Here is a 19432-nt window from a genome sequence, read left to right on the forward strand (position 1 = left end):
CGTCGCCGGGACCCGGACGGTCCGCCGACGACCGGGACATACCTCCGCGTATGCGGATCACTTGCCAGGCTCCTTTGAGGTTGACCAGGCATTTCTTCGAGCCTGGGCGGTCACCGTCGGACCCGAGCCGATCGACCGACGATCGGGAAGGGAAGCGATTCCGATGGTGAACCTGACGAAGAAGAAGCTGGCGGCGCTCGGGGTGGGCGGCGCACTGGCGCTCGCGGTGGCGGTGCCCGGCGTGGCGTACGCGACCGACCCCAGCCCCTCCCCGTCGACGTCGTCGACCTCGTCGCCCTCGACGGGTGACCGCGACGCCCGCCAGGCGGCGTTCGCCGCGGCGCTGGCCAAGGAGCTCGGCGTCGACGAGCAGAAGGTCTCCGACGCGCTGACGAAGGTACGCGAGCAGCTGCGCACCGAGCGCGGCGACAAGACCGGGTCCGATGAGCAGAGCCAGGCAGACCGGGCGGCGAAGCTGAAGGAGCGGCTGGACCAGGCGGTCAAGGACGGCAAGCTGACCCAGGAGGAGGCCGACGCCATCGTCAAGGCCGCGCAGGCCGGGGTGCTCGGCGGCGGTGGGCACGGAGGGGGCGGCCACCGCTGACCGGTGACGGCCCCGCGACCGCGAACTCCTCCCGCGGTCGCGGGGCCGCCCGCTGCCTGCCGACGCTGGGCGGACTTTCCGAACGTACCCGGCAGAAACGCAGGAAAATGTGAAGATCAGGACATGACCACACCGATGCCGTCCACCCAGCCCACCGATCCCACTCGGGCGATGGTGACCGTGGCGAGCTACACCGAGTACCGCGATGCCCAGCGGGCGGTGGATTACCTGTCCGACCAGAAGTTCCCGGTCGAGCACACCGCCATCGTCGGCACCAACCTGCGCCTGGTCGAGAAGATTCTCGGCCGGATGACCACGGGCAAGGCCGCCCTGTACGGCGCGGGCGCCGGTGCCTGGTTCGGCCTGTTCATCGGCTTGCTCTTCGGCATCTTCGCCCGCGCGAACTGGTTCGCCGTCGTCCTCACCGCCGTGGTCATCGCCGCCATCTGGGGCGCCATCTTCGGCGCTGTCGCACACGCGATGAGCCGCGGTGCCCGCGACTTCACCTCGGCCGAATCGCTACAGGCCGGGGAGTACGGCATCAGCGTCACCGCCGAACACGCCGACCAGGCCCGCCAGATCCTGGCCCGCCTGACCCCACCGCCCGTCACCGCCTGACCCACCGCCACCTCCGCGCCGCCATGCTGCCCGCGCTGCCCGCGCCAGGTCGGAGCGTCGCGCGGCGGGCGCGGCGGCTTTCGTGCAGCTTCCGGGGAACTGCACGAATTCACGGCGCCATTACGACAGTTTCCCCGAAACTGCCCCTGCCCACGGGGCGAGCAGCCACCGACAATTTTGTGTGTCTTGACAAATTTTGTTGTCGGTAGCAAGCTGGGGTTCGAGCGGGACGGCTCCCGCACCGTCAGCGACGGACGAACCTTCAGGAGATCAAGATGCGCACTCTCATCAGCACCGCCTTCGTCTCGCTCGACGGCGTCATGGAGGGCCCCGGCGGCGAGCCCGAATACCGCAACGCGGGGTGGACGTTCAAGAACATCGACTTCGTCCCCGAGGCGTACGAGATCAAGGGGCGCGAGCAGGAGGAAGCCGCCGCGATGCTGCTGGGCCGCGCCAGCTACCAGGCGTTCAGTCCGGTGTGGCCGGACATGCCGGAGTTCCCGCAGTACAAGGTGATGCCGAAGTACGTCGTGTCCACCACCCTCACCGCGGACGACCTGGTCGCCAACTGGGGCGAGACCACGATCCTGCGCTCGCTCGACGAGGTCGCCGCGCTGAAGCAGACCGAGGGCGGTCCGATCATCGTGCACGGCAGCGTCGCCCTGAACCACAGCCTGTCCGACGCGGGCCTCATCGACCGCTACCACCTGCTGGTCTTCCCGCTGCTGCTCGGCGCGGGCAAGCGCCTGTTCAGCACCACGGACAAAGACACCCAGCAGCTGAAGCTGGTCGAGCACGAAACCTACGCCAACGGCGTGCAGAAGCAGGTCTTCGACGTCGTCCGCTGACGCGGCGTCAGAGGCCGTGCAGGGTGCGGGCCAGGATGTCGACGGCCGCCGGATAGCTCGCCCGGCTCGGGGTGGCATACCCGATGATCAGGCCGGGTGCGGCAGCCGGAGTCGGGTGGTGGCGGTGCGGACCCAGCGCCCCCACCGCCAGACCGCGCGCCGCCGCGTTCGCCACGACCTCCGACTCGGTGGGACCGCCCGGCGGCAGGCTGATGAGCGCGTGCATCCCGGCGGCGATGCCGTGCAGCTGGTGGCGGCGGCCGAGGCGGTCGATGAGCAGGTCCCGGCGGCGCCGGTAGTTCAGGCGGCAGGAGCGGACGTGCCGATCGTAGTCGTGAGTGCCGATCAGGTCGGCGAGGGCGAGCTGCCCGATCGTCTCGGTGTGCAGATCGGCCAGCCGCTTGGCCGCGGCCAGGGGCGCGACCAGCCGCTCGGGCAGCACCAGCCAGGCCAGCCGCAGCGCCGGGCCCAGGGTCTTGGCCGCGGTGCCGACGTAGACGACGTGCTCCGGCGACATCGCCTGGAGCGCGCCGACCGGCTGCCGGTCGTAACGGAACTCGCCGTCGTAGTCGTCCTCGATCACGAGCGCGTCGTGGGCCGCGGCCCAGGCGACAGCGGCTCGCCGCCGGGCCGGATGCAGGGTGACCCCCATCGGGTACTGGTGGGCCGGGGTCAGCACCGCCGCCCGCGCCGGCGCCAGCCCGTCGCGGCCCAGCAGATCGGTGCGGGCGCCCAGGTCGTCGACCGGCAGCGCGAGCACCTCCGCGCCGTGGTGGCGCACGACCTCGCGGTGGAATGGCAGGCCCGGGTCCTCCATCGCGAACGGACCGCCGACCGTACGCGCGAGCAGCCCCAGGGCCTGGACGTACCCGGAGCAGATGATCATGTGTTCGGGGTCGGCCAGCACGCCCCGGGCGCGGCCGAGGTAGGTGGCCAGGGCGGCGCGCAGTTCGGGGCGGCCGCGGGGGTCGCCGTAGTCGAAGGCGGACACCGGCGCGGCGGCCAGGGCGCGGCGGGTGGCTCGCAGCCACGCGTCGACCGGGAAGGTGCCCACCTCCGGGCTGCCCGGACGCAGGTCGAAGCGGGGTGCGGCGGGCGCGGCGGGCGGGGCGGCGGGGGCGGACCGCAGCGGGGCTCCGGCGACCTCGGTGCCCGAACCGACCCGCGCGCTGAGATAACCCTCCGCGGTGAGCTGCTCGTACGCGGCGGCGACGGTGTTGCGGGCCAGGTGCAGTCCGGCGGCGAGCGCCCGGGTAGAGGGCAGGCGGGTCTGCGGGGCGAGGCGGCCGGACCGGATCGCCTCGCGCAGCGCCTGCTCCAACGCCTGCCGACGACCACCCGCGGCGTCGAGGTCGAGGTGCAGGTCGACGGAATTGGCCCACTCGATGCTCATACAGGTGGACCTTAGTATGGAGCCATTCGCCTCGTAACGTGATGCCCATGACGAACACGAGCACCGAGATCCCCGTCCGCGTCGCCGTCGGGACCCTCGCCCCGCACATCAACAAGGCCATGAACGCCCTCGACACCGCCTCCCGCGAGGTCAGCCTGGAGTCCGGGCTGCTGGAGCTGGTGCGTGCCCGCGCCTCGCAGCTCAACGGCTGCGCGTACTGCGTGGACACCCACTCGCGCGACGCGTTCAGCGGTGGCGAGGATCCCCGACGGCTGTACGCGCTGCCGGTGTGGGCGGAGACCCCGTTCTTCACCGACCGCGAGCGGGCCGCCCTCGCGCTGACCGAGGCGATGACCCGGCTCACCGAGGCGCCGGTCGGCGACGACGTCGTGGCCACGGCCGCGAAGCACTTCAGCGAGACGGAACTGGCCGAGCTGATGTGGACGATCACCGTCATCAACGCCTGGAACCGGCTCGGCGCCGCCGCCCGGCCCTGGCCGCTGTCGTGACCTCGCACGGTCGCTGGTCCCCCGCCGCTGATGGCGGGCGGACCAGCGACCCCGCCACCGCGGTCAACCGGCATGCCGCCACGCTGCGCGACCTGCACCGGCCGGGCACTCCGCTGCTGCTGCCGAACGTGTGGGACTGCTCCTCGGCGTACGCGGTCGTGGCGGCCGGGCTGCCCGCCATCGCCACCAGCAGCGCCGCGATCGCCGACAGCCTCGGCTACCGCGACGGCGAGGCGGCGCCGGTCGGGCAGATGCTCGACGCGATCGCCCGCGTCGCCGCCGCGGTGCCGGTCCCGGTCACCGCGGACCTGGAGCGCGGGTACCGGATGAGCCCCGCCGAGCTGGTCGAGCGGCTCGCCGCCACCGGCGCGGCGGGGTGCAACCTGGAGGACTCCGACCCGGGCACGGGCGAACTGCTCGACGTCGGACGGCAGGCCGACTTCCTGGCCGCCGTCCGCGCCGCCGCTCGCGAGCAGGGCCTCGACCTGGTTCTCAACGCACGGGTCGACACGTACCTGCGCCCGCCGCGTGACGCGACGTCCACGCTGGACGAGACCGTGCGGCGAGCCCGACGCTACCGAGCGGCCGGTGCCGACTGCGTGTACCCGATCGGGCTGGCGGAGGAGTCCGCGATCGCCGAGGTCGTGGCTTCGGCCGAGGCACCGGTCAATATTCTGGCCCGAGGCGGCGGCGGGCTGGGCAGGCTGGCCGGGCTCGGGGTCGCCCGCATCAGCTTCGGCCCGCACCTGTACCGCGCCGCGCGGGGCCACCTGGACGAGACCGTCGCCGGGTACCTCGCGGACGTGGCGCCGCGACGGGCACCCGGCGACCAATAGCGACGCTTGAATCTGGAGGAAGTGATGACAGATCTGTCCCACCCGGCCCGTGCCGGGTTCCATCCGGTCCACACGACCGAGGGCGTGACCATGGCGACGGGCAGCACCGCGCGGTTCGTCGCGCCGGGTGCGGCCACCCAGGGCAGGTTCGGCCTGTTCGAGTGGGTGTCGGCGCCCCGCACCGGCGGGACCGACGCGCACCTGCACAAGACCTTCTCGGAGTCGTTCTACGTCACCGCCGGGGCGGTGACCATCTACGACGGGGCCCGCTGGGTCACCGCGCGCAGCGGCGACTTCCTGCACGTGCCCGAGGGGGTGGCGCACGGCTTCCGCAACGACACCGACGAGCCCGCCTCGATGCTGGTGCTTTTCGCGCCCGCGCCGCCCCGGGAGGAGTACTTCCGGGAGCTGGCCGAGATAGGCGCGTCGGGGCGGACACTGAGCGAGGGCGAGTGGGTCGAACTCTGGGCCCGGCATGACCAGTACCAGGTCAAACTCGGCTGAACCCCGGTCAGGGCACGCGGGTGATGCCCTCGGCGGCCACGACCCGGTCCACGTCCTGGCCGAGATTGGCGACGACCACCGGCGTGGCCTGGGCCGCCAGCGGCGCCAGCAGCCAGCTCACCGGGTCGGCGTGCCTGGCCACGTCGACCAGCAGGCGGTCGCCGGGGCGCAGCTCCAGCCAGTGGGCGATGCCGTTGGCCACCCGCGCCCACTCCTGGAATGTGGTGCCGTCGGGGGTCGCCGAGTCCGTGTCCAGGATCGCCCGGTACGCCGGGGCGTGTGCGGCGTACCGGCCCACCTCGGCGGCGTAGTCGAGGTAGCCGTCGGGCACCTCGGCCAGCGCCGCGCCGCGGGCGCCCAACCCGAGCACGAACCGGTGCCTCGCCTGCGGCACGGTCTCCAGCCAGCTGTCGACCCGGTCGCGCGCCACGAACACCGCGTCCAGCGGCTGGTCACCGTCCGGGCTGGTCAGACCTGCCGTCGCCCACGAGCGGTAGGACACCGCGACGCCGAGTGACCAGGCGCCCAGCACCACGGCGGCAGTCTGCCAGTGCGGCGGCAGCAGCACGGCGATCCGGTCCCCCGCCGTCAGCCCGCAGCCGTCGCGCAGCAGGCTCGCGGTCCGTGCGACGCCCTCGGCCAGCTCCGCCGCGGCCAGCTCGATCCGCTCGCCGGTGGCCTCGTCGCGGTAGACGAGCAGCGGACGGTCGGCGGCGGTCGTCGGGATCAGCGCGGCGGCGCCCGGTGCCTGCACGGTGGCCTCCCAGCGGGCGGGGAACGGTCCGGCCCAGCCTAGCCCACCCGCCGCACCGGGCCGGGTCCGCTCGATCGCGGTCCCGGCGCGTCACGCGCCGATGATCGTCCAAGTTGCCAGGCAATCGGGGGTACGAGGCCACCGCTTTCCCCCGATTGCCCGGCAACTTAGCCGATCTTGGGGGCGCGGTCGGGTGGCGCGGCGGCGGCACGGCCTTCGCGGAGCATGTGGGCGGTGTGCTGGATGATCGCGGCGACCGGGGCGGCGATCATCACGCCGATGATCCCGGCGAGCAGGCCGCCGACAACCGTGGCCAGCAGAATCGTCAGCGGGTGCATGCGCAGCGCGGCGCCGTACGCGAAGGGCTGCAGCATGGTCTGCAGGGCGCCGTTGGCCAGGCAGACCACCACGATCATGATCAGGGCCGTCTGCGCGCCACCTGCCCCGAGCGCGATGAGCACCGCGTACGCCCCGGCCACCCAGGCGCCCAGGTAGGGCACGTAGTTGCCGAGCAGGGTCACCACGATCAGGGTGCCGATCAGCGGCACGCCCAGGGCGAAGGCCCCGAGGGCGACCACCGCGGCGTTGAACGCGCCGAGCAGGGTCAGCCCGACCACGTACCCCCGGATGATCCGACCGACCTGCGCCAGCCAGGCCGGACCGAGCGGCACCCACGGCCCCGCCGCGCGGGCCATGTACGGGCCGTCCTTGAGCATGAAGAAGGTGGTGAACAGGAAGACGAAGCCGATGATGAACAGGCTGGCGATCCCGCCGAGCAGCCTGCCGATCTCCGGGCCGAGGCCCGACAGCAGGGTCGAGCTGTGCGTGCTCAGCGACTTGCGGGCCGCCTCGGCCAGCGACCCCTTCATCCCCAGCGAGGCCAGGGTCTGGTGTAGCCGGTCGATGCCCTTGTCGACCGCGGTGGACAGCTCGCTCCACTGGCTGGCCAGTCCCTTCACCACGAGCAGGAACACGCCGATGGCGACGCCGATCAGCAACAGGATCGACAGCGTGGCGAGCAGCGCGCGCTTGAGTCCGCGCCGGGCCAGGGCGTCCACGGCGGGGCTCAGGGCCAGCGACACGCACAGCGCGGCACCGAGTGCGATCGCGAGCAGCTTGAGCAGAACGATCAGGAAGATCACCGCGGCCGCGACCAGCCCGATGCCTACCATCGACCAGGCTTTCGCGCCGGTGCTGCGCAGCGAGTCCATGCGGCCGCCTATCGGGTCAGGTCGGTCTCGGGGCGGGCGGTGTCCGGGTCCTCGCCGAGGTCGGTGGTGCGCTGGTCGAGGGTGTACAGCAGGGCCAGCGCCGGGACGACCAGCAGCAGCGCGACCACCGCCCAGATCAGCAGCCAGCGCAGGGTGGCGGGCGCGCCCGCGCCGTCGCCGATGGTGAGGCTGAACGGCAGCAGGTAGGGCGCCTGGGCCACCGCCCAGGACCAGATCAGCGCGGCGACGCCGACGGCGGCGGCCACGCGTACGCCCCGAACGACGGCGCGGCGGGCCAGCATCATCGTGGCGCCCAGGGCCAGCGCCCCGAGCACCAGCAGCGGGATGCTGCGGCTGATGAGCCGGTCGAACATCTGCGGATTGTCGCCATGCAGCGCGATCGCGGCGGCCACGCCGACGACCAGCCCCGCCACGGCGGCGGCCACGGCCCGGGTCCAGAAGTAGCGTTCCAGGTCGGGCAGGTCGCGCCGGCGCGCCTCGGCGACCAGGTACACCGCGGACAGGAAGGCGCCGGTGACCACGGCGAGCACGCCGGTCAGGATCGACACCGGGTTCCACCAACTGGTGATCTCGTTGCCCGCGGCGTTGCCCACCGGGACCCGCCCGGCGACGATGCCGCCCAGGACGGCGCCGAGGAAGAACGGGGTCAGGATCGAGCCGAGGCCGAACAGCCATCCGGCCACGTGCCGCCGTCCGGCGCGGGCGGCGTCCTTGCGCAGCGCGAAGCTGGCCCCCCGCAGCACGATGCCCAGCGCGGCCAGGCACAGCGGGATGAACAGCGTCGTCATGATCGAGGCGAAGGCGATCCCGAACGCGGTCCAGGTCGTGATCAGGATGAAGACCAGCCAGACGTGGTTGGCCTCCCAGACCGGGGTGACCGCGGTGTCGATGAGCTGGCGGGATCGGCGGCCGCTGGCGCGGTCTCCGGCCAACAGGTCCCAGAACCCGGCGCCGTAGTCGGCCAGGCCGGACCAGGCGTACAGGGTGATGGCGATGACGATGACGGCGGCGACGGCACCCGCGGTGGTCATGGGGCGGGGCTCCGATCGAGGTCGGGGCGGGGGCCGTACACGGCACCGGTGTCGTCGGTGTGGTCCTCGGTGCGCCAGCGGCGGGCCATGGCGCGCAGGACGGTGATCGTCGCGGCGGCCAGGAACAGGTAGAGCAGGGCGATGACGACGAGGCTGACCCAGACGCCGTCGGCGCCGGTCACGGCCTGCGAGGTGCGCAGGATGTTGTAGACGATCCACGGCTGGCGGCCGACCTCGGTGACGATCCAGCCCGACTCGACGGCCAGGACGGTGAGCGGACCGGCCGCGACGGCGCACCACAGGAACAGCTTGTTGCTCGGCACCTCGCGTTTGCGCCAGTACAGGAAGGCGTACCACAGTGCCAGCACCATCAGCAGCGAGGCGATGGTGACCATGATGTCGAACGCCCAGTGCACGATGTTGATATTGGAGGGCAGGTCGTCCGGGGACACGGCGTTCAGGCCCTGGACGTAGGTGTTCGGGCTGAAGCCGACCAGGATCGAGTTGAGGTCGGGGATGCTGAGGCCGCCGCTGACCGTGTTGGTGGCGGGGTCGTACCGGCCGAACATGATCTCGGGCTGGTGGGTGCCGGACTGGGTGACCACCTCCATCGCGGAGAACTTGGCCGGCTGCGCCGTGGGCAGCCAGCGGGCGATGGTGTCACCGGCCAGGAACTGCAGCGGCGTGGCGATCGCGGCGACGGTGAACGGGATGAGGAAGCCGAGCCGGTGGTAGCGGTCGCGGCGGCCCTTGAGCCAGCCGACGGCGTACACGGAGGCGACCAGGAACCCGGCGGCCATGTACGTGGCGAGCAGGAAGTGGGTGAACTCGTACGGCAGCGCCGGGTTGATGATCGCCGCGATCGGGTCGATGTTGGTGGGCCGCCCATCGGAGCCCATGGTGAAGCCGGTCGGGGTGTTCATCCACGAGTTCGCCGAGATGATGGAGAACATCCCGGCCAGGGCCACGAACGGGATCGGCAGGCCGAGCTTGAAGTGGGTCCACGGCTTGAGCCGCCGCCAGCCGTAGAGGTAGATCGCGACCAGGATCGCCTCCAGGAAGAAGGCGATGCCCTCCATCGCGAACGGCAGCCCGAACACGTCGCCGAACACCCCGGTCAGCCCTGGCCACAGCAGGCCCATCTCGAACGACAGCACCGTGCCCGACACCGCGCCGACGGCGAAGGTGAGCCCGGCGGCGTGCGACCAGCGCCGGGCCAGCTTCAGTGCGACCGGGTCGTCGCGGCGCAGGCCCTTGTAGTTGGCGATGAGCATCAGGGTCGGCAGCGCGACGCCCAGCGGCACGAAGACGATGTGGAACATCAACGTCAGGGCCATCTGGTTGCGCGCTGGCAGCAGCTGCGCCGGCTGGTCGGAAAGCAGCCAGTCACGCATCGCGTCTCCTGTCATCGGACGACCTTTTCGTCCATTTCCTCACAGTATCGATACAAGCCCAGGAAGGCGCGATGATGCCCATAAAGGTCATGGCATCCACGGCTCGCGCCAGCCGCCGAAGTCGGCGACCAGGGCGTCGGCGGCCTCCGGGCCCATGCCGCCCTTGGCGTACGGGTGGACTGGCGGGCGCGAGTCCAGCAGCGGCTGCATGATCCGCCAGGTCTCCTCGACGCCGTCCTGCCGGGTGAACCGCATGCTGTTGCCGGTCAGCGCCGCGTGCAGCAGCACCTCGTACGGCGTGGCGCCCTCACCGCCCTCGCGGGCGAACTCGACGTCGGCGTCGACGGTCTGCGGGGCGGCCGAGTCGGCGCGCTTGGCGTCGAACCGGTAGCGGATTCCGGTGCCCGGGTCGAGGCGGACCACGATCTCATTGGTCGTGGGCTGCCGTTCGAACGGCAGACGCAGCCCCAGCTTGGGCGGCTTCTTGAAGACCAGCCGGAACTCGGTCTGCGTCACCGTCAGGCACTTGCCGGTACGGATGAAGAACGGCACCCCCGACCAGCGCCAGTTGTCGATGTCCAGCCGCAGCGCCGCGTACGTCTCGGTGACCGAGTCCGCCGCCACCCCGTCGATGCCGAGGTAGCCGTCGTACTGACCGCGCACGTACTGGGCCGGGTCGGCGGTGTTGACCGCCTTCCACAGCGCCACCTGCGCGTTCTTGATGGTGTCGGGGTCCGGCCCGGCCGGGGCCTCCATCGCGCCCGCCGAGACCACCTGCATCAGGTGGTTGACCACGACGTCGCGCAGCGCGCCCACCGGGTCGTAGAAGTGGCCGCGATCCTCCACGCCGAAGTCCTCGGCCATGGTGATCTGCACCGACTCGACGTAGTTGCGGTTCCACACCGGTTCCAGGAACGTGTTGGCGAACCGCAGGTAGAGCAGCTCGTCCAGGCCCATCTTGCCCAGGAAGTGGTCGATGCGGAACAGCTGCGGCTCGGCGACGTACTGGTGCAGCTCGTCGGCCAGGGCGCGGGCTGAGTCCTGGTCGTGGCCGAACGGCTTCTCCACCACGACCCGGCCGCCACGGATCACCTTCGCCTTGGCCAGACCCTTGATCACCATGCCGAACAGCGACGGCGGGATCTCCAGGTAGTAGACCGGGGTGCGCTTGTCGCCGATCGCGGCCTCCACGCGGGCGTACGTGTCGGCGTCGGCGAAGTCCCCGGCCAGGTAGGACATGCGGCTCATCAGCCGCTCGTACACGTCCTCGTCGATCTTGTCGCCCTTGCCCTCGATCGCCGCGCGGGCGTGTTCACGCAGGTCGTGCACGGTCCACGGGTCGACGGCCACGCCGATGATCGGGCAGTCAAGCAGCCCGCGCGCCTCCAACCGGTACAGCGAATGGAAGGTCATCACCTTGGCCAGGTCTCCGCTGATGCCGAAGATGACGAAGACGTCGGCCGGAGTTCCGGCCGGGGCGGCTGCGGTGGTCATGGCGGTCAGCCTTTCTGGTCCCAGTCGATGCGCGGACTGTCGATGCGGGAAGGCTCCAACAGCTCGGCGGAGCGGTGATCGGGTCGCAGGTAGAACTCCTGTGCCCAGGCGACGTACGCCTTCAGCTGCGCGCCGATGCTGTCCAGCAGCTGCATGTGCACACCGAGCCAGGCCGCGAACGCGAAATCGCCGTGGATCTCGTGGCGGTGCGCGCCGACCTCGGCGATCGCCGCCTTGCGCCCGATCATGGCCATGATGCCCTTGTCCCGGTAATGGAACGGGTGGGGCGCGCTGCCCCGGATCTGGGCCAGGATGTTGTCGGCAGCCCACCGGCCCGACTGCTGTGCCACGCTGCCCAGCTGCGGCAGCGCCGACTCGTCGCCGGACGGGATGTTCGCGACGTCGCCGAGGGCGTACACGTGCGGAAAGCCGGGCACGGTCAGGTCCGCCGCGACGCTGACGCGCCCGCCCCGGCCGGTCGGCAGCCCGCCGGTGGTGGCGACCTCGGCGGCTTTCTCACCGCCGCCCCAGACCACCAGCCGCGTCATGATGACCTCGCCGGTCGACAGGGTGACCTGGTCGGGGTCGACCTGCTTGACGGTGGTGTTCTGGCGCAGCTGTACGCCGCGTTTGCGCAGCTGCTTGGCGGCGTAGACCCCGGCCTGGTCGGAGAAGGCCGCCAGCAGCGCCGGACCGGCGTCGACCAGGATCACCTGCGCGTGGTCGAACGGCACGCCCCGGTAGGCATGTGGGAGCACGTCATGGATCAGCTCGCCGAGCGCCCCGGCGGTCTCCACGCCGGTGGGCCCGCCGCCGACGATGACGAAGTTCAACGCGCCCTGGTCGACCAGCTCCGGGCGCTGCTTGACGTCTTCGAGGATGGTGAGGATCCGGCCGCGCACGTTGCGCGCGTCCTCGACGCTGTACAGCGGGAACGAGTGCTCCTGGGCACCGGGGGTGTGGAAGAAGCTGGGCTGGGCCCCGGCGGCGAGCACCAGGTAGTCGGCCTCCAGCGTCCGTCCGTCGTCGAGGGTTACCGTCCTGGCCTGCGGGTCGACCGCGGTGACCTCGGCCCTGGTAACGGTGACGTTGTGGCTGTCGCGGAAGAGGTGCGACAGGTCGAACCGGATGTCCTCGGACGTCAGCTCCGCGGTGGCCACCTGGTACAGCAGCGGTTGGAACTGGTGGAATCCATTCCGATCGATGAGCTCGACCCGCACTCCCGACTCGCCGGCGAGCCGCTTGGCGCAGGCGACACCGGCAAAGCCGCCGCCCACGACAACTACCCTCACGTCCGCATCCATCATCGCCCCGTGATCGATCTCAGGGCCGATACCCGGGCCCCTGCTCCGCCATCGTCACACAACGAGTCAGGCGAAACCGCCAATTCATCTGAAGCCGGGTAAATCACCAGCACAGCGAGCAGAACTGGCAACGGGTCGGGCTACCGGCTGCCGGTCTCGGAGTCGCCGACCGCGTGCCGTACCGCCGACTCAGCAGCCGCCTGCTCCAGGCCGGTCGCGCGCAGCAGGTCGGTCGCGATGGCCCTGACCTGAGCCACGACCACGGCCCCGGAGAAGCCGGTACCGGCCCGGTGCGCGGCACCGGCCCGGCCTGCGGCCGCCCGCGCGCGCTCCCGGGTACGCACCGGCTCGGCTCCGGCGGACAGTTCGTCGCGCAGCGCCACGACCGCGTCGGCGAGCGCCCGGATCGCGTCGGGCAGCTCGGCCGGGACCGGCTCGGCGTCGGTGAGGGCCGAGACCGCGCGGCGGGCCAGCCCGCGCGCGTTGCCGACGGCGCGGTCGACGTGCACCTGCGCATCGACATACTGCGTGAGCGGCGCCCTGGTCTTCCACCGCACCGGCGCCATGGTCGACACCTCCCACGCGGCGCCCAGGGTCTCCTCGAGATGGTCGACGTCCGCCTCCCCGGCCCGCAGCCGGGCGAGCGCGTCGGACGCGAGCTGCCGGTCGCCGTCGGCCAGCGCCGCCGCGCAGTCCCGCAGACCGCCGGCGAGCAGGCTCAGCACCGGACCGGCCGCCCGTTCGGCGAGGGTGAACGGGTTCACCGGCAACAGCAGCGCCATCACCAGCACGCCGATCCCACCGCCGATCAGGGCCTCGAAGAACCTGCTGTAGAAGAAGTCGCCGGTCGGCGCGGCGAGCGTGGCGATCAGCACCCCGGTGGAGGCGGCCTGGACCACCACCACCGGACCCCCACCCAGGAATGTCGCGGCGAGCATGGCCGCCGTCACGCTCAGCCCGACCTGCCATGCCCCACTGCCGATCAGCACGATCAGGGCGTCGCCGACGAGAATGCCCAGCGCCACGCCTACCAGCAGCTCGACGGCCCGGCGCAGGCGCTGGCCGACCGACGCCCCGAGCACGATGACCGCCGCGATCGGCGCGAAGAAGGGACGCGGATGCCCCAGCAGGTCGTGGACGGCGAACCAGGCGATCGCCGCCGCCAGCCCGGCCTGCACGGCCACCAGGAACGTGGCGCGCAGCCGCACCCACCGCTGCGCCAGCGTCGCGTGCCAGCGTCGCAGCACGTCATCGGCGTCCGAGCCCGGCGTCCCGCCAGCGCCTGGCACGTCACAGCACCGCGATGGGGTTGACCGGTGAGCCGGTGGCGGCGGGCAGCCGCAGCGGGGCGATGACGCACAGGAACGACCAGCGTTCCTCCTGCTCGCAAAGCGCGAGCAGGTCCGCGAAGTGCAGGTAGTCGAGCAGGTGCAGGCCGAGAGCGTTGATGGCGAGCACGTGCACCGGAAACGCGACGCCCGCGGCTGGGGCGGTGTCGTTGTTCCCGTCGCTGCCCAGCACCGCGACCTTGCGTTCGGCCAGGAACTCCAGCGCCGTCGGATGCAGCCCGGCCCGCGCCGCCGCGGCGTCCCAAGGACCCAGACTGCTGCGGCGATGCCGGTGCCCGACATGAACGAACAGCAGGTCACCCGGACCGACCAGCACGTGCTGGGCCTGCTCGGCCGCGGCCAGGTCGACCGCGGTCACGTGGTCGCCCGGTTCCAGCCAGGCGACACCGCGCACTCGGGGGATGTCGAGCAGGACGCCGCGGCCGACGATGCCGTCGCGGGCCACGTCGATGGACAGCGACGGCAGGCCGTCCGGCTCCACCGACCCGGCGGCGACCCGGTTGTACATCATCCCGTCGTAGACGACGTGGCACAGTGCGTCGATGTGGCTGTCAGCGTCGCCGTGGATGCTCATCGCCAACCGGTCGTACGCGAAGTTGAGGCCCGGCTTGTGCCGGTGCTCCGCCGGTGAGCTGATCATGTCATGCTTCGACGGTTGCGGATTGTCCAGCCCGGCGACCGTCTCGACGGGCGCCGCCAACGACACCGACCTGCCGAGCCTGACCTCCGCCATCGCGGCGCGCACGGTCCCGGCGGTGATGTGGTTCAGCGCGCCGCGCCGGTCGGCCGCACCCCAGTCAGCGCAGCGCCGCAACCGCTGGTACAGCGACTGGAACCCGGCCGCGTCGAGATCATGCACCCTTCCCGCGTGCGCGTTGGCATCCATGCGGCCACTCCGCCCCGTCAGTCGATGCATGCCCGTCAGATCAGTTCATATGCCGAAATTCTGCCATGAACGGTGTGCTCATCGCCGACAACGGCACCCGCCCGGATCCGGCATCCGTGCTCAGCCGCGGCTGAGCCGGTGGCACGGACGGCGGGAGATCCTGCGCCACCGAACCCGAAGTACTCGCACCGTCACGAACCCCACGACGATCAGCAGCGTGATGTTGAGCAGCAGTTGCAGCAGGGAGCCGCGCGCCTCGTCCGGGCTACTCGTCGCGAGGGCGACCCCGATGTCGGCCGCGGCCGGAATGGTGGTGACGGACACGAAGACACCCAGCAGCGTGCTGGTGCGGATGTGCGTCAGGGCGACCACGCCGACGATGCCGGCCAGCACCGCGACCACCACGGAGTAGAAGTTCGGCGTGTCGATCAGGTGCGAGACCGGCCGCACACCCAGCCGGTACGCGGTCGGCACCAGGCCGAGGCCGCGCACCAGCACCCCGAACGCGTACGCCGCCACGACGGCCAGGCCGAAGCCCACGGTCAGCGCGAGCAGGCCTTGCCCGACCTGCCGCCAAGCCCGCCGGTCGACGCCCAGTGCCACCCCGATGATGGCTCCGTACTCCGGCCCCAGAATCATCGCCGCCACGATGAGGATCTGCGAATTGGTCAGCAGGCCCACCGCACCGATGACACCGGCGATGACCAGGTAGAGGTAGAAGCTCGGGGTATAGGTCGCGTCGGCGTCGATGCGCGCCTCGACCTCGGCCCAGAAGGGCACGTGCGCCATGGGCCCGGGAAGCCGGGCGGCGGCGGCCTCGGCCTGGTCTGACATCGCCACCGCCACCGGATCGGCCGTCAGCGAACCGTAGCGGTGGACCTGCAGGTCGCGCAGACCCGCCAGGACGACATTGGCAGCACCGGCCACGACGTCGCACTCGATCGCATCCCTCGCGGGATCGGCGACCGCACCGCGGTGCACGGTCACGTTCACCACGCAGGCATTGCCCGCGAGCACGGCCAGCACCGAGCCGGTCCGCTCCGGCGGGCTCACCAGCCGCAGGTGGATCACGTCCATGCCACGCTCCCGGGTCGGTCTGTCGCGCCGGAGCCCTCTCCTCGGCTGCGCGGCGCCACGAAAGACCACCGCTCGTCACTTCACGCTAGCCCACCGGACTTCTGCCGAATTCGACGATTAGTAACTGAGGCATCACTCTCAGTCTTACGCTGACGCCGTGCGAACCAATGACCGGAGATGGCCCCGATGACCGCAGGAACGGCCGCCGGGGCGATCCGCACCGCCATTCCGGCACGCCTCGACCGCCTGCGCTGGTCGCCGTTCCACACCCGGATGATCGTCGGTCTGGGCGCCGCATGGATCCTCGACGGGCTCAACATCACGGTGGCCAGTTCGGTGTCGGCCATCCTGCAGCAGCCCGACACGTTGGGCCTCTCCTCCACCCAGGTGGGCCTCATCGCCACCGTCTACCTGGTCGGCGAGATCGTCGGGGCGCTGGTCTTCGGCAAGATGTCCGACCGGCTCGGCCGCAAGCGGCTGTTCGTGGTGACGCTGGGCGTCTTCCTGGTCGGCAGCGGGCTCAGCGCGTTCACCTTCGGCAACAGCACGGGCTGGATCATCTACTTCTATGCCACCCGCTTCATCGCTGGTATGGGCATCGGCGGGGAGTACTCGGCGATCAACTCCGCGATCGACGAGATGATGCCGTCGCGCTACCGCGGCCGCGTCGACGTATGGGTCAACGGCACCTACTGGGCCGGATCCATCCTCGGCACCTTCGTGTCCCTGATCTTCCTGAACGCCATGAACCCGGCGCTCGGCTGGCGCCTGGCCTTCCTGGTCGGTCCGCTGCTCGCCGTCGTCGTGATCCTGGTCCGCCGCAACCTGCCCGAAAGCCCCCGCTGGCTGGTCACCCACGGATTCGCCGCCGAGGCCGAGCAGGCCATCAAGCGCATCGAGCGGGAGGTCACCGACAGCGGGCAGCTGCTGTCCGCGGTCGATCCGCGCGACACGATGACACTCAAGCCGGAGAAGCAGTACGGCTACCTCACCTTCCTGCGGCTGGTGTTCCGGCAGTACACCAAGCGCGCGATCCTCGCCGCCTCGCTGATGATCACCCAGTCGTTCCTCTACAACGCGATCTTCTTCACCTACGCGATCGTGCTGACCCAGTTCTACGGCGTCAGCGCCACCAAGGTGCCCATCTACGGGCTCGCGTTCGCCGTCGGCAACCTCGCCGGACCGCTGCTGCTCGGGCACCTGTTCGACAAGTGGGGCCGCAAGACGATGATCGCCGGGACGTACATGATCTCGGCGGTGCTGCTGGCGGTGAGCGCCTGGCTGTTCGACGCGGGCGCCCTGACCGCCGAGACGCAGACGCTCATGTGGATCGCCATCTTCTTCCTCGCCTCGGCGGGAGCCAGCGCGGCGTACCTGACCGCCAGCGAGATCTTCCCGATCGAGATCAGGGCGGAGGCGATCGCGGTGTTCTTCGCGATCGCGCAGGTCGCCGGCGCGATCGGGCCGCTGTTCTACGGCGCGCTCATCGGTGACGGCAGCAACCGGGGCGCGCTGGCGGTCGGCTACCTGATCGGCGCGGTGATCATGTTCCTGGGCGGGCTGGTCGAGGTGTTCTTCGGAGTGAACGCGGAGGGCAAGTCGCTGGAGACGGTCGCCCCGCCGCTCACCGCGGTCGAGGCAGAGGGGTGATGGCAGTGGACAGCAGTGTGCCCATCGGGGCGGACCATACGCCGGGGGCGACGTCGTGACCGCCGTCGACACGGCTGCCGTGGCCCAACCCACCGCCGCGGCGGTGTCACCGTTCCCGCCGATCGCCGAATACGCGTTCCTGTCCGACTGCCACACCGGCGCGCTCATCGCCGCCGACGGCTCGGTCGACTGGCTGTGCGTGCCGAGCTTCGACTCTCCCAGCGTCTTCGGCAGCCTGCTCGACCGCGAGGCGGGCACGTTCCGGTTCGCGCCGTACGGCATCGCCCACCCGTCCGCGCGGATCTACCGCCCCGGCACCAACGTGCTGGAGACCACCTGGCGCACCCCGTCCGGCTGGCTGGTGATCACCGACGCGCTCGTGGTCACCGAACGCTGCGGAGACTGCGAGGTCACCCCGCACACCCGGCCACCGGCCGACTACGACGCCGCGCACGTGCTGGTGCGCACCGCGCGGTGCCTCAAGGGCCAGGTCGAGCTGGAGCTGATCTGCGAGCCGGTGTTCGACTACGGCCGTACGCCCGCCGCGTGGGCACTGGCCGACGGCGACGGCAGCTCGGCCGCGACCACCGGCCCCGGCCAGACGCTGCGTCTGCGTTCGGACCTGGCGCTGGGCATCGAGGGCGGCCGCGTACGCGCGCGGCACGTGCTGCACCAGGGCGATCAGGCGTACTGCGCGCTGTCCTGGGCCGCGCCCGGCACCGCTCCGCCCGACGCCGAACGCGCCCACACGATGATCGAGGACACCACCGACTACTGGCGCACCTGGCTGGCCGGGGCGCGGGTGCCCGACCACCGCTGGCGCGAGTCACTGCAGCGCTCCGCGCTGGTCATCAAGGGCCTGACCTACATGCCCACCGGCGCCACCGTCGCCGCGCTGACGACCTCGCTGCCGGAGACCCCGGGCGGGGAGCGCAACTGGGACTACCGCTACACCTGGATGCGCGACACCACGTTCACGCTCAAGGCGCTGCACTGGCTCAACCTCAACTGGGAAGCCGACGAGTTCATGCAGTTCGTCGCCGATGTGGAGGCCACCGAGGACGGCTCCCTGCAGATCATGTACGGCATCGACGGCCGGCGCGACCTGACCGAGTCCACCCGCGACGACCTGTCCGGGTACGACGGCGCCCGACCGGTGCGCATCGGCAACGGCGCCTTCGACCAGCGCCAGAACGACGTCTACGGCGCCGTGCTCGCCTCGATCCTGTTGCACACCCGGCACAGCCGGCGGCTGCCCCGGCGGCTGTGGCCGATCGTGCAGTCGCAGGCCGAATGCGCCGCCAAGGTATGGCAGCAGCCCGACCAGGGCATCTGGGAGGCTCGCGGCGAACCCCAGCACTACGTGTCGTCGAAGCTGATGTGCTGGGTCGCGCTGGACCGGGCCGCCACCCTGGCCGACATCCGCGGCGACCAGGCCCAGGGCGCCGCCTGGCGCGAGATCGCCGAGCAGATCCGCGCCGACATCCTCGCCCACGGCGTCAGCGAGCGCGGCGTGCTGCGCCAGCACTACCAGACCGACGCCCTCGACGCGTCCAACCTGCTCGCGGTGCTGTTCGGCTTCCTGCCGCCCGAGGACGAGCGGCTGCGCAGCACCGTGGAGGCGATCGCCGACGAGCTGAGCGAGAACGGGTTCGTGCTGCGCTACCGCACCGACGAGACCGATGACGGCATGAGCGGCAAGGAGGGCACCTTCCTCATCTGCTCGTTCTGGCTGGTGTCGGCGCTGGCCGCGGTCGGCGACATGCGTCGTGCCCGCGACCTGATGGAGCGGCTACTGGCCGTCGCCTCGCCACTGGGCCTGTACGCCGAGGAGTTCGAGGTCGAGACCGGCCGCCACCTGGGCAACTTCCCGCAGGCGTTCTCACACCTGGCCCTCATCGAGGCGGCCGGGCGGATCATCCTGGCCGAGCTACTTGAGGAGATATGAC

General features: G+C 71.2%; 18 protein-coding genes. 8 read left to right on the forward strand and 10 right to left on the reverse strand.

Annotated features, from left to right (window positions below; genetic code table 11):
* Positions 1-163: 163 nt before the first annotated feature.
* The 3 genes from KUA19_RS26540 (at position 164) to KUA19_RS26550 (ending at position 2070) form a co-directional block, all read left to right on the forward strand.
* Entirely contained in the window at positions 164-604 is a 441-nt protein-coding gene (locus KUA19_RS26540) for a hypothetical protein (RefSeq protein WP_217400174.1), read from the forward strand.
* A gap of 123 nt (positions 605-727) precedes the next feature.
* On the forward strand, positions 728-1222 hold the full coding sequence (locus tag KUA19_RS26545) for a YflT domain-containing protein (RefSeq protein ID WP_254550136.1): 495 nt from the start codon (positions 728-730) through the stop codon (positions 1220-1222).
* A 275-nt stretch (positions 1223-1497) separates the two neighbouring features.
* Positions 1498-2070 carry a dihydrofolate reductase family protein gene (locus KUA19_RS26550; protein ID WP_217400176.1) on the forward strand — a complete coding sequence of 191 codons (573 nt, stop codon included), beginning with the start codon at positions 1498-1500 and terminating at the stop codon, positions 2068-2070.
* A 7-nt stretch (positions 2071-2077) separates the two neighbouring features.
* On the opposite strand, the gene pdxR is transcribed toward KUA19_RS26550, so the two are convergent.
* Positions 2078-3463, reverse strand: coding sequence for a MocR-like pyridoxine biosynthesis transcription factor PdxR (gene pdxR, locus KUA19_RS26555; RefSeq protein ID WP_217400178.1), 1386 nt, complete (start codon positions 3461-3463; stop codon positions 2078-2080).
* Between the two features lie 47 nt (positions 3464-3510).
* On the opposite strand from pdxR, the gene KUA19_RS26560 reads away from it, so the two are divergent.
* From KUA19_RS26560 to KUA19_RS26570, 3 genes are read left to right on the forward strand one after another with little or no spacing between them, the layout of a single operon-like run.
* A complete protein-coding gene (locus tag KUA19_RS26560; RefSeq protein ID WP_217400180.1) occupies positions 3511-3972 on the forward strand; it encodes a carboxymuconolactone decarboxylase family protein in 462 nt (153 codons plus the stop codon).
* Positions 3969-4808, forward strand: coding sequence for an isocitrate lyase/PEP mutase family protein (locus KUA19_RS26565; RefSeq protein ID WP_217400183.1), 840 nt, complete (start codon positions 3969-3971; stop codon positions 4806-4808). Before KUA19_RS26560 ends, KUA19_RS26565 begins: the two co-directional genes overlap by 4 nt.
* A 24-nt stretch (positions 4809-4832) precedes the next feature.
* Positions 4833-5312: a cupin domain-containing protein gene (locus KUA19_RS26570; protein ID WP_217400186.1), complete on the forward strand. Its 480-nt coding sequence runs from the start codon at positions 4833-4835 to the stop codon at positions 5310-5312.
* Between the two features lie 7 nt (positions 5313-5319).
* Here the strand turns inward: KUA19_RS26570 and KUA19_RS26575 are convergent, their stop codons facing one another.
* From KUA19_RS26575 to KUA19_RS26615, 9 genes are all read right to left on the reverse strand, one after another.
* Positions 5320-6066 carry a TIGR03089 family protein gene (locus tag KUA19_RS26575; protein ID WP_217400189.1) on the reverse strand — a complete coding sequence of 249 codons (747 nt, stop codon included), beginning with the start codon at positions 6064-6066 and terminating at the stop codon, positions 5320-5322.
* A 167-nt stretch (positions 6067-6233) separates the two neighbouring features.
* The gene (locus tag KUA19_RS26580; RefSeq protein ID WP_217400192.1) at positions 6234-7277 is read right to left on the reverse strand and encodes an AI-2E family transporter; all 1044 of its coding nucleotides are present in this window, start codon (positions 7275-7277) and stop codon (positions 6234-6236) included.
* Between the two features lie 8 nt (positions 7278-7285).
* Complete coding sequence (locus KUA19_RS26585; RefSeq protein ID WP_217400194.1) at positions 7286-8329, reverse strand: cytochrome d ubiquinol oxidase subunit II; 1044 nt, start codon at positions 8327-8329, stop codon at positions 7286-7288.
* A complete protein-coding gene (locus KUA19_RS26590; protein WP_217400196.1) occupies positions 8326-9723 on the reverse strand; it encodes a cytochrome ubiquinol oxidase subunit I in 1398 nt (465 codons plus the stop codon). The genes KUA19_RS26585 and KUA19_RS26590 overlap by 4 nt, the downstream gene beginning before the upstream one ends.
* Before the next feature lie 87 nt (positions 9724-9810).
* A complete protein-coding gene (zwf, locus tag KUA19_RS26595; RefSeq protein WP_217400198.1) occupies positions 9811-11217 on the reverse strand; it encodes a glucose-6-phosphate dehydrogenase in 1407 nt (468 codons plus the stop codon).
* 5 nt (positions 11218-11222) lie between these two features.
* Complete coding sequence (locus KUA19_RS26600) at positions 11223-12509, reverse strand: NAD(P)/FAD-dependent oxidoreductase (RefSeq protein ID WP_308167661.1); 1287 nt, start codon at positions 12507-12509, stop codon at positions 11223-11225.
* A gap of 152 nt (positions 12510-12661) precedes the next feature.
* Positions 12662-13810, reverse strand: coding sequence for an FUSC family protein (locus tag KUA19_RS26605; protein ID WP_308167662.1), 1149 nt, complete (start codon positions 13808-13810; stop codon positions 12662-12664).
* 1 nt (position 13811) lies between these two features.
* A complete protein-coding gene (locus KUA19_RS26610; RefSeq protein WP_217400202.1) occupies positions 13812-14756 on the reverse strand; it encodes a cyclase family protein in 945 nt (314 codons plus the stop codon).
* 120 nt (positions 14757-14876) lie between these two features.
* On the reverse strand, positions 14877-15833 hold the full coding sequence (locus KUA19_RS26615; RefSeq protein ID WP_217400204.1) for a DUF389 domain-containing protein: 957 nt from the start codon (positions 15831-15833) through the stop codon (positions 14877-14879).
* Between the two features lie 186 nt (positions 15834-16019).
* Between KUA19_RS26615 and KUA19_RS26620 the strand changes: the two genes are divergently transcribed.
* Both KUA19_RS26620 and KUA19_RS44650 read left to right on the forward strand, forming a co-directional pair.
* Positions 16020-17483: an MFS transporter gene (locus KUA19_RS26620; protein ID WP_217400206.1), complete on the forward strand. Its 1464-nt coding sequence runs from the start codon at positions 16020-16022 to the stop codon at positions 17481-17483.
* A 55-nt stretch (positions 17484-17538) separates the two neighbouring features.
* Positions 17539-19431 carry a glycoside hydrolase family 15 protein gene (locus KUA19_RS44650; RefSeq protein ID WP_308167663.1) on the forward strand — a complete coding sequence of 631 codons (1893 nt, stop codon included), beginning with the start codon at positions 17539-17541 and terminating at the stop codon, positions 19429-19431.
* The last annotated feature ends 1 nt before the right edge of the window (position 19432 follow it).

It is taken from the genome of Catellatospora tritici (genome assembly GCF_019083965.1).
Taxonomy (GTDB): domain Bacteria; phylum Actinomycetota; class Actinomycetes; order Mycobacteriales; family Micromonosporaceae; genus Catellatospora; species Catellatospora tritici.

Excerpts from the sequence above, each read along its gene's own strand:
- KUA19_RS26545 (WP_254550136.1), top strand. The coding sequence starts at position 728 with ATGACCACACCGATGCCGTCCACCCAGCCCACCGATCCCACTCGGGCG.
- KUA19_RS26585 (WP_217400194.1), bottom strand. The coding sequence starts at position 8,329 with ATGACCACCGCGGGTGCCGTCGCCGCCGTCATCGTCATCGCCATCACC.
- KUA19_RS26590 (WP_217400196.1), bottom strand. The coding sequence starts at position 9,723 with ATGCGTGACTGGCTGCTTTCCGACCAGCCGGCGCAGCTGCTGCCAGCG.
- KUA19_RS26540 (WP_217400174.1), top strand. The coding sequence starts at position 164 with ATGGTGAACCTGACGAAGAAGAAGCTGGCGGCGCTCGGGGTGGGCGGC.
- KUA19_RS26580 (WP_217400192.1), bottom strand. The coding sequence starts at position 7,277 with ATGGACTCGCTGCGCAGCACCGGCGCGAAAGCCTGGTCGATGGTAGGC.
- KUA19_RS26550 (WP_217400176.1), top strand. The coding sequence starts at position 1,498 with ATGCGCACTCTCATCAGCACCGCCTTCGTCTCGCTCGACGGCGTCATG.
- KUA19_RS26560 (WP_217400180.1), top strand. The coding sequence starts at position 3,511 with ATGACGAACACGAGCACCGAGATCCCCGTCCGCGTCGCCGTCGGGACC.
- zwf (WP_217400198.1), bottom strand. The coding sequence starts at position 11,217 with ATGACCACCGCAGCCGCCCCGGCCGGAACTCCGGCCGACGTCTTCGTC.
- KUA19_RS26615 (WP_217400204.1), bottom strand. The coding sequence starts at position 15,833 with ATGGACGTGATCCACCTGCGGCTGGTGAGCCCGCCGGAGCGGACCGGC.
- KUA19_RS26570 (WP_217400186.1), top strand. The coding sequence starts at position 4,833 with ATGACAGATCTGTCCCACCCGGCCCGTGCCGGGTTCCATCCGGTCCAC.
- KUA19_RS26610 (WP_217400202.1), bottom strand. The coding sequence starts at position 14,756 with ATGGATGCCAACGCGCACGCGGGAAGGGTGCATGATCTCGACGCGGCC.
- KUA19_RS26620 (WP_217400206.1), top strand. The coding sequence starts at position 16,020 with ATGACCGCAGGAACGGCCGCCGGGGCGATCCGCACCGCCATTCCGGCA.
- pdxR (WP_217400178.1), bottom strand. The coding sequence starts at position 3,463 with ATGAGCATCGAGTGGGCCAATTCCGTCGACCTGCACCTCGACCTCGAC.